Here is an 8,262-nt window from a genome sequence, read left to right on the forward strand (position 1 = left end):
CCGTTGTCAATTAAATTACCTGACTCGTCCAAAACTTCATAATTGACTTTCACATTCTTGATGGTTTTGCAGCCTTGATTTAACACTTTACCGCTAAAAATTTTGCCATCATAATTTGCCTGGGCGATTGATACTTTTGCCGCCATGTTTGCACCAGCAATGCAAGTTTGGGAACTTTCCGAAACTGGCGGTTTATCGCACAGTTTGCCCAAGTCTACGGTTTTGCCGTCGGGGGTTTTCATATAGCAAAACGGCTCGTCAATTTGTGAGATTTGAATTTTCGTATTTGTAGAATCTGCTAGCAAAGGGCTAGCGGAGATTGACGAGATTAGCAAGGTTGATAAAGCTGCTGTCAAATGTAAAAAATTCATGTTCTTATTTTGGCTATTTTATGAAATCAATTGTACCAGAAAAGACCTAATTAAAAAATATTTTTTATATTTTTTTGATTGAGTTGGTTTGTTTCTTAAAATATTGTTTCTGGTGCATCGCTCACTCAATTTTTCGTCTTGTTTTGAGTACAAGCGAGGGATCCACACCCTGCCAATATATTGCTCTTGTGGGGTGGGCTTATAGCCAGCCCGAAAATTACCTTACAGTATGTTATAATGAGCTATCAAACTTTAGAAAGTAAAGTCATGGTCGCGACTCAAGATAACCCAAAACAAAAAACGGTAGCAATGACCGTAACTTGGGAGAAGTTGCCAGACGACTTCCAATTAGAAGAAAAACCAGTGGAGAATACAGGTCAACCGCTAATTGCTGGAGCACTGCGAGAAATCTTAGAACTGAGAGGATTAATCGGCCCGCTCATGCTGATTGCTAGCAACTTTGGGATTTGCGCTACTGTCAACGGCGAGTTAGTTATCAAAGCACCAGATTGGGTTTATGTACCTTCCGTATTGCCCGTAGAATCGAGAAGAGACCGCAAAAGCTATACCCCAAACTTGGAAGGAGAAATCCCCAGCATTGTGATGGAGTTTTTGTCGGAAACAGATGGTGAGGAATATTCTATTAGACGTACTTTTCCTCCCGGAAAGTGGTTCTTTTACGAACAAATTTTGCAAGTACCAACTTACATCATTTTCGATCCCGAAAGTGGATTGTTGGAAGTATATCGCTTGCAGCAAAATGGCAAATATGAACTAGAATTTCCTGATGAGGAAGGTCGCCATTGGATGGCAGATTTTGGTTTGTATCTGGGAACTTGGCGGGGAGAAAAAGAACAGCGTACAGGTTATTGGTTGCGCTGGTGGGATGAAGCAGGAAATCTGCTATTGTGGGGTGTAGAACAGATAACGGCAGAACGACAACGAGTCGAGCAAGAACGTCAACGAGCCGATCGCGAACGTCAACGAGCCGATCGCCTAGCTGAATATTTACGCGCTCAGGGAATTAACCCGGACGAGATTATTTGATGAATTCTACGCGATATTTGTAGGGACACGGCATTGCCGTGTCCGCAATTCCTCCATGTTATCTAATACTCGGTTTCCTATTCCGAAGATTCCGCGCTCCGGGAACTTTCCGACTCGGACGGCGCTGGTTCAAACTGCTCGCACTTCGAGTATTCAAAGCCTCAGCAGAAGCCGTTAAACCCAAATCTTGCAAAATTTCCAAAGCCGCCCTTTGTCCAGTTTCGCAACCGCCTTCCATGTAACCTTGATTTTCCAGCGAAGTGTGTTCTCCGGCAAAATATATGTTTCTAAGTCTTTGGCCTTCTACGCCGTGCATTTGCGTCCACTGTCCGACTAAATAGCAGGAATAAGAACCTTTAGAATAGCGTTCTCCCGACCAAAAAGCTCGGACAGCTTGATTAGTTTTGAGGTTTCTTACACCAGGAAAAACTCTTTCAAATTGGTTCAAAAATCTTTGTGCTTGGTCTTCGGGAGTTCCGCTACCGATCGCCAAACCTTGCTTTCCTCCTGTAAAATCAGTAACTAAACCGTTAGGACTAGGAGTAAAAGGCGTAGCTTCCCAGGTATTTTGGAACCCTAAATCGCTATAAACAGAAGCAGTCGATCGATAAAGTTCCCGCCAAATGCGACTGCGGTAGCCGGTAATTAACTTAGAATTAGTACCGTAGCCCAACTGCTGGATCGCCCGCAGCTTGGGCTGCGGCAAAGGTACGTTAATTTTAACGTCTCGCAGAGTGCTGAAGGGCAAAGTTAACAACACTCGCTCGTAAGTGCGATCGATCGCGCTTTGTCCCGATCGCAAACTTACCCGATAGCGGCCATCCGGTAACAGAGTAATCGCTTCCAAAACCGTCCCCGTCTCGATCGAACCAGACAATCGATCGGCTAAACGGTTGACAATTTGACTGTTGCCGCCATCAATCTGATAGCGCTCGTCGCTGTTACCGTACAATTCAAAGCTGTTAGCTTCAGTACCAATTAAAAACAGCAGATTTAACGCCGACTGTTCCTCGGGATCTCTGCCGTATTCCGTCGTATAAGCAATGCGCAGCAACTGTCGGACAATCGTGCTAGTCTCAGCTTGGTCTAGATATTGAGCGAGCGAAAGATAGTCCAATTTTTCCGCTGATTCCGTAAAATCTTGATAGCTCAATTCATCTCCGACTGCCTGCAAATCAGCCTTGATTTTACTCGCTAGCGGTGCAAAATCCGCGATTATTTGCTGCTGAGAAAAACGGCGCCCATCAAAGAAAAAAGTGTCCTTTACCAGTCCCCGCTGCACCTCAACCAAGTCTCTCGCCTGCAAACCCAATTCCGTCGCCAGCGAAATCAAAGTAGTATGGCCGCTGTCAATAAATTCTCCCCCCAACTCCGCCGGAATCAGCGTTCTGGCCACCTTAGGAACAGTGCGAATCCTCCCCCCCACGCGGTTGTTTGCCTCAATCACATCAGCACGCACGCCCGCTTGACGCAAGCGATAGGCCGCCGTCAAACCCGCAATTCCCGCACCCACAACCAAAATAGGCGATCGCCCGCGCTGCTGAGCAAAAGCTCCCTCCCGGGTAAAAGTCGCAGCAGCGACAGCCCCCGCAGCAGCTAAACCCCCGTGCAGCAAGCCGCGCCGAGATATGGGAAAATTGGAAGTGCGATCGTCCAGCATCCCCAGCAATTCATCAGCCGGAATGCCCGTTTCCCCGGATTTCTGGGCAATGGTTGCAGCGCGGCGCAGCATTGCCATCAGTGCAGATTTAGCCATAATTGAGACGCCCTCACAAAAAAATTGATGTAAACTGGATTCTCGATCGAAAGTGATTATGCACTTTCCAGATTAAAGTACAAAGAGATTTTTTTAATAATGCTAACCCTCAGAACACTGTTCGACAGCAAATTTTATCTCGAAAACAACCCAGATGTCGCCGTAGCAGTTGCCAGAGGCACAGTATCCAGCGCCTTCGATCACTACCGAAAAATTGGTAAATTTGAAAATCGCAACCCCAACGCCCTGTTTGACGCCAGCTATTATTTAGACACCAATACAGATGTAGCGGTATCAGCAAAACTCAATGGTTTTTCAGGCGCCGATCACTTTATCAGATTCGGTCAATTTGAACGGCGAAACCCTAACCCTTTGTTTGACGTTGGCTTCTATCTCACAAGCAATGCAGACGTTCAGACAGCAGTCCAAACAAATCAATTTACCGCATTTGAACACTATTTGAAAGTTGGTCAATTGGAAAACCGCAAACCCAGCATTTTCTTCGATCCCAGCTTTTATCTAGAAAAATATCCCCTCGTCGCAGCAGCAGTCAGCAGTGGCGCAGTTAAAAGTGCGATCGACCATTACCTTCAATTCGGCGAACCAGAAGGGCTGCTGAGCACAATCCCGGCTCCCGCTGATAATTTAAACGCAGCCCAAAACCTGGGTGTTCTCACAGACAGTCTCATTGACAACGATTTTTTGAGTGCTGCAAAACCAGCCGACATTTACAGTTTCATCCTGAATACTCCCAGCCTTTTCAGTGCAACTGTAGATGGCTTGAGTGCAGATGTTGATGTAGAATTAATTCAGGATCTCAACGGCAACGGTGCAGTTGGAGCAGACGATATTATTGCTTCATCTAATAATTTAGGTACGGCTTCAGAAAGAATTGTCAGCAATGGGGCTTTGCCTGCGGGGACTTATTTCGTCCGCGTTTCTCAATTTCAAGGCGACACAGATTACAACTTGAGATTGCTATCAGCTCCTTCTCCCACGCCACTTGTATGATACGATGGTAGACAGTCGAAGGGAACCGGATATGAAGGCAGAAGGCAGAATTAAAGTAAAATTCATGATTCAAAAATTTTGCTTTTTTGTCAGTTATATCGTCTCCGGTTAATCGCTGATATTATTGTTTGTTGTTAGCCTTGTCTGACGAGAAAGGAAGGACTAAAGTCCTCACTACAAACCTAATTGTATTTTTTGGACCGGACTCGATCTTAAAACAAACAATTCTATTCTTCTTCTTCCTTCTTGCTTCTTCCGACTTCCATCGGATTGAAATCCGTTACGTCCGTTAAATCCCGTACAGTGTTCGTTGTCGCACTTCCTTGCCATCCGTTAAATCCGTGAAATTAGTTGAATCCGTTACCGAATCCGTTGCCGAACTTCCTTATTTACGACGTTTCAATTATTAGTTGTTGGGCCGCCGGGAGAAGGCACAGACTGAATCGGTGTCGGAGGCCAATTAGATCGACTTTTTGTGAGAGTAGCGGACACCAAAGCATAGCCCAAAACAGCAGGCAGCACGATCGCACTCAAAAACACGATCGCCACCGCCCAAGTCATCGCATTCGACATCGGGCCGTAATGACTGCGGTAAGGGTCAAATGTCGGTAAATTAGACCTCGGGGCGTCCCTCAGCGCGATCGGACGTTTGAACCGCACCCGCCTGTCGTCGAGCTTTTCGAGCAAAATCCAGCCCACCTCCGCCTCTTCCCGACACAGCTTGTGAAAAATCGCCGGATTGCGAAACAAATCGCTGCTAGCCCGCACAATCTTGTACTCCCAAACCGTCAAATCATCAGCAGTGCGATCGGATGTGGGATGGCCGTTTGCGATCGCATTTTCAGACGCCGTAAAATTATCTTCGCCAGATTCGTACCGAGTCAAAACTTCCTCCTCTTCGTCGCATTTTTGCCCTGCCGACAATTGCTTGCGGCTCACCCAAATCCCAGCGATTGCAGCCTCCAAGCCGAGACTGCCAACCATCAAACTCCAGAGCGTAATTTCAGTCATAAAAGGAGTTAAAAGTTAAAAATTCAAAACTCAAAAGACTCGCTTTTAACTTTCAATCTTTAATTTTAAAATAGCCTTCCACCACACAATCTACACCCACCGCGCGCCAAGAAACCCGCTCTAAAGTCAAAGCATCAGTCATTGCCGAAAAACCCAAATCTCCCACAGGAGTAGGAGCTTCTCGGCCGCCGACAATTTTAGGAGCAATAAAAGCCATAATTTTTTGCACTGCACCCTCAGCAATTGCCTTAGCCGCCAAAGTGCCGCCGCACTCCCACAGTACAGAAAGAAAACCTCGATCGTACAAATAAGCCATCACATTAGTCGGCGTCAGCGGCGACAACTCCACAACTTCCACCCCTTTAGCGCTCAAAAATTCCTGAAATTCCGGGTTAACCCCGGGTTCAGTCAGCACCAAAGTAGCAGCCACAGAGGTTTCCCACAACCAAGCCGACTTCGGCAAATCCAGAGAGCGGCTCATCACCACCCGCAAGGGATTATTTCTGTCTGGCTGGTGGCTTGTCAGTTGGGGATTGTCTAGACGCACCGTATTTCCCCCAACAATCACCGCATCGCAGCCGACGCGCACTCGGTGCACCTCCCTGCGAGCCTCCTCGCCCGTCACCCAAGCGCTGTGACCGTTACTGGTAGCAATTTTACCGTCCAAAGTCATCGCATATTTCAAAATTCCGAAAGGCTGGCGGTGCAAAATCCGGTGCACGAAAGCCTCGTTGAGCTTCTGACAAGCTTCCCCTTCCACGGACGCCACCACTTCAATACCGGCTGCTCGCAACCGGGCAAGCCCAGTTCCGGCTACCAATGGATTCGGATCGACCATCCCAGCCACTACTTTTGCCACCTTGGCATTAACTAAAGCTTCGGAACAGGGAGGAGTCCGCCCGTAGTGGTTGCAGGGTTCCAGGTTGACGTAAACAGTCGCTCCGGCCGCGAGTTCCCCCGCTTCCCGGAGCGCAAACACTTCGGCGTGAGGTTGACCGGCGCCCGGGTGAAACCCTTCGCCGACAATCTGGCCGTCTCTGACAACTACGGCACCTACGAGGGGGTTGGGTGCGGTTTTGCCGAGGGCGCGGCGGGCCAATTCTATGCAGCGGCGCATCATGGCTCGATCGAACTCTTGAATTTCGCTGTTGTCCAGTTGTTTTGTACCTTGCTGCTGTGGCTTCGCTAAGCTGGCGATCGCTTTAGCGTCCGCCGGATAAGTTTCCATGAGATTTTGCTCTGATATCTAACCTAAGTTTAGTGAGTTTGATGCTAATTTTTGCGAACGGGCGGCGATCGATTGCTGCTGGGGCAAACTGTACGGTACCAGCATTTCACAGTCAATTAGCGCGATCGGGCGATCGACCCCCCACACCTACCAAGAAATTCCTCTAACATAAAGAAACCAAAACAGGCGATCGATTAAAAACAATGAGTCAAGACATGGAGCGGGAATTTGCCAGCCGCGACGAATTAATATCCTACCTCCGCCAACAGTTCCCCGAAGCCGCCGCCCGAGATAGCAACGTACCCGCAACTCTAGGCGGGCGCAAAGCAGCCGAGACAGCGCTGCAACAAATTAACCCCAGCCAATACACCTCCACCCGCAACTTCCTTAACGGTGCCGTCACCCGCTTGTCGCCCTATTTGCGTTACGGCGTTTTGAGTCTTGCCGAAGTCCGGGATGCCGTGCTCGCCAAGGTGCAGCATCAAGAAGATGCCGTCAAACTCATCAACGAGTTGGGTTGGCGGGATTATTGGCAGCGACTTTACGCCGAATTGGGCAATGGAATTTGGCAAGACCGCGAACCCTACAAAACTGGTTACACTACCAAAGATTACAGCGAAACTCTGCCTTCTGATGTAATCGAAGGCACGACTGGTAATGTTTGCATCGACAGTTTCAGCCGCCAGTTGCAGGAAACTGGTTATCTGCACAACCACCAGCGAATGTGGATGGCTAGTTATCTGGTACACTGGCGCCGCGTCCGCTGGCAAGCCGGAGCTCGCTGGTTTTTGCAACACTTGCTAGACGGAGATCCAGCCAGCAACAATCTTTCTTGGCAGTGGGTAGCCAGCACTTTTAGTCACAAGGCTTATTTTTTTAATCGGGAAAATTTGGAGCGTTATACTAAGGCGGTTTATTGTCGCGATTGTCCTTTTTACGGACAGTGCGATTTTGAGGGAAGTTACGAATATTTGGAGAGCAAGTTGTTTCCTAATGGCGAAAAGGTCGATCGCACGGGCGGTTCTCAAAGTTGGCAACGCCCTCAGAAAAAAAGGAGAAATTAAGTTAGTTGTTAGTTGTCCGTTGTTAGTTGTCCGTTGTTAGTTGTCCGTTGTCCGTTGTCCGTTGTCCGTTGTTAGTTGTCCGTTGTCCGTTGTCCGTTGTTAGTTGTCCGTTGTTAGTTGTCCGTTGTCCGTTGTTAGTTGTCCGTTGTTAGTTAGGAAGAAAAGTAATTCATTTTTTTTTATAATTCCCAATTCCCAATTACCCATTCCCAGTTACCAATTTATGAACAATTCGATTATTTGGCTGCACGGCGACTGTTTGAGTCCAAAAGGCCCCGCTTTTCAAGCACACCCAGAGGCACCAGCAATCTGGGTTTGGGACGATGCACTGATCGATGAATGGCAGTTAAGTCTCAAACGAATGGTGTTTATTTACGAATGTTTGCTAGAGTTGCCGGTAGTTATTCGGCGCGGCAATGTGGCTGCCGAAGTTATCGCTTTTGCTCAAGAATCCGGTGCGAATCAAGTAGTCACAGCGGAAAGTCCCAGCCCTCGGTTTGATGATATTTGCCGGAAAATTAGGATAGAGATCCCAGTAGAAGTTTTGCCGCCCGAAGCCTTTGTCCGCTACGATGGCTACATTGATTTGAAGCGGTTTTCCCGCTACTGGCGTGTTGCCGAAAAATATGTTTTTTAATCGGTAATTGGCAAGAAGGAATTGGTAACTGGTAATTGGGAATTAGGAATTGGGAATGGGTAATTGGCAAAATCATTAATGACTAATAGACAAGAGTGCAAAAATCATAGAAGGGCGTAGCATTTGGACATAAAATC

9 protein-coding genes are annotated in these 8,262 nt (G+C 47.6%); 5 read left to right on the forward strand and 4 right to left on the reverse strand.

Annotated features, from left to right (window positions below; genetic code table 11):
• Positions 1-371: FxLYD domain-containing protein (locus QT974_RS27320; protein WP_333471547.1), on the reverse strand; the 371-nt coding region annotated here is incomplete at its 3' end.
• 267 nt (positions 372-638) lie between these two features.
• On the opposite strand from QT974_RS27320, the gene QT974_RS27325 reads away from it, so the two are divergent.
• The gene (locus QT974_RS27325; RefSeq protein WP_333471555.1) at positions 639-1,418 is read left to right on the forward strand and encodes a Uma2 family endonuclease; all 780 of its coding nucleotides are present in this window, start codon (positions 639-641) and stop codon (positions 1,416-1,418) included.
• A gap of 58 nt (positions 1,419-1,476) precedes the next feature.
• On the opposite strand, the gene QT974_RS27330 is transcribed toward QT974_RS27325, so the two are convergent.
• Positions 1,477-3,174, reverse strand: coding sequence for a flavin monoamine oxidase family protein (locus tag QT974_RS27330; RefSeq protein ID WP_333471548.1), 1,698 nt, complete (start codon positions 3,172-3,174; stop codon positions 1,477-1,479).
• A gap of 99 nt (positions 3,175-3,273) precedes the next feature.
• Here QT974_RS27330 and QT974_RS27335 point away from each other — a divergent pair, with 99 nt between their 5' ends.
• On the forward strand, positions 3,274-4,185 hold the full coding sequence (locus tag QT974_RS27335) for a PPC domain-containing protein (RefSeq protein ID WP_333471549.1): 912 nt from the start codon (positions 3,274-3,276) through the stop codon (positions 4,183-4,185).
• Between the two features lie 399 nt (positions 4,186-4,584).
• On the opposite strand, the gene QT974_RS27340 is transcribed toward QT974_RS27335, so the two are convergent.
• Entirely contained in the window at positions 4,585-5,196 is a 612-nt protein-coding gene (locus tag QT974_RS27340) for a hypothetical protein (RefSeq protein ID WP_333471550.1), read from the reverse strand.
• A 52-nt stretch (positions 5,197-5,248) separates the two neighbouring features.
• On the reverse strand, positions 5,249-6,424 hold the full coding sequence (ribD, locus tag QT974_RS27345) for a bifunctional diaminohydroxyphosphoribosylaminopyrimidine deaminase/5-amino-6-(5-phosphoribosylamino)uracil reductase RibD (RefSeq protein ID WP_333471551.1): 1,176 nt from the start codon (positions 6,422-6,424) through the stop codon (positions 5,249-5,251).
• Positions 6,425-6,465: 41 nt separating this feature from the next.
• On the opposite strand from ribD, the gene QT974_RS27350 reads away from it, so the two are divergent.
• The 3 genes from QT974_RS27350 to QT974_RS27360 all read left to right on the forward strand — a co-directional run bounded on the left by QT974_RS27350 (position 6,466) and on the right by QT974_RS27360 (position 8,125).
• Positions 6,466-6,591, forward strand: a complete 126-nt coding sequence (locus tag QT974_RS27350) for a hypothetical protein (RefSeq protein ID WP_333471552.1) — start codon at positions 6,466-6,468, stop codon at positions 6,589-6,591.
• 36 nt (positions 6,592-6,627) lie between these two features.
• Positions 6,628-7,488 carry an FAD-binding domain-containing protein gene (locus QT974_RS27355; protein ID WP_333471553.1) on the forward strand — a complete coding sequence of 287 codons (861 nt, stop codon included), beginning with the start codon at positions 6,628-6,630 and terminating at the stop codon, positions 7,486-7,488.
• 223 nt (positions 7,489-7,711) lie between these two features.
• Positions 7,712-8,125 (forward strand): hypothetical protein, encoded by a 414-nt coding sequence (locus QT974_RS27360; protein ID WP_333471554.1) that lies wholly within the window; start codon positions 7,712-7,714, stop codon positions 8,123-8,125.
• The last annotated feature ends 137 nt before the right edge of the window (positions 8,126-8,262 follow it).

This window comes from Microcoleus sp. BM001215392 (genome assembly GCF_036700185.1).
GTDB lineage: Bacteria > Cyanobacteriota > Cyanobacteriia > Cyanobacteriales > Microcoleaceae > Microcoleus.

What these genes read in the sequence shown, in the direction of transcription:
- QT974_RS27325 (WP_333471555.1), top strand. Translation starts at nt 639, where the DNA reads ATGGTCGCGACTCAAGATAACCCAAAACAAAAAACGGTAGCAATGACC.
- QT974_RS27330 (WP_333471548.1), bottom strand. Translation starts at nt 3,174, where the DNA reads ATGGCTAAATCTGCACTGATGGCAATGCTGCGCCGCGCTGCAACCATT.
- QT974_RS27335 (WP_333471549.1), top strand. Translation starts at nt 3,274, where the DNA reads ATGCTAACCCTCAGAACACTGTTCGACAGCAAATTTTATCTCGAAAAC.
- QT974_RS27340 (WP_333471550.1), bottom strand. Translation starts at nt 5,196, where the DNA reads ATGACTGAAATTACGCTCTGGAGTTTGATGGTTGGCAGTCTCGGCTTG.
- ribD (WP_333471551.1), bottom strand. Translation starts at nt 6,424, where the DNA reads ATGGAAACTTATCCGGCGGACGCTAAAGCGATCGCCAGCTTAGCGAAG.
- QT974_RS27350 (WP_333471552.1), top strand. Translation starts at nt 6,466, where the DNA reads ATGCTAATTTTTGCGAACGGGCGGCGATCGATTGCTGCTGGGGCAAAC.
- QT974_RS27355 (WP_333471553.1), top strand. Translation starts at nt 6,628, where the DNA reads ATGAGTCAAGACATGGAGCGGGAATTTGCCAGCCGCGACGAATTAATA.
- QT974_RS27360 (WP_333471554.1), top strand. Translation starts at nt 7,712, where the DNA reads ATGAACAATTCGATTATTTGGCTGCACGGCGACTGTTTGAGTCCAAAA.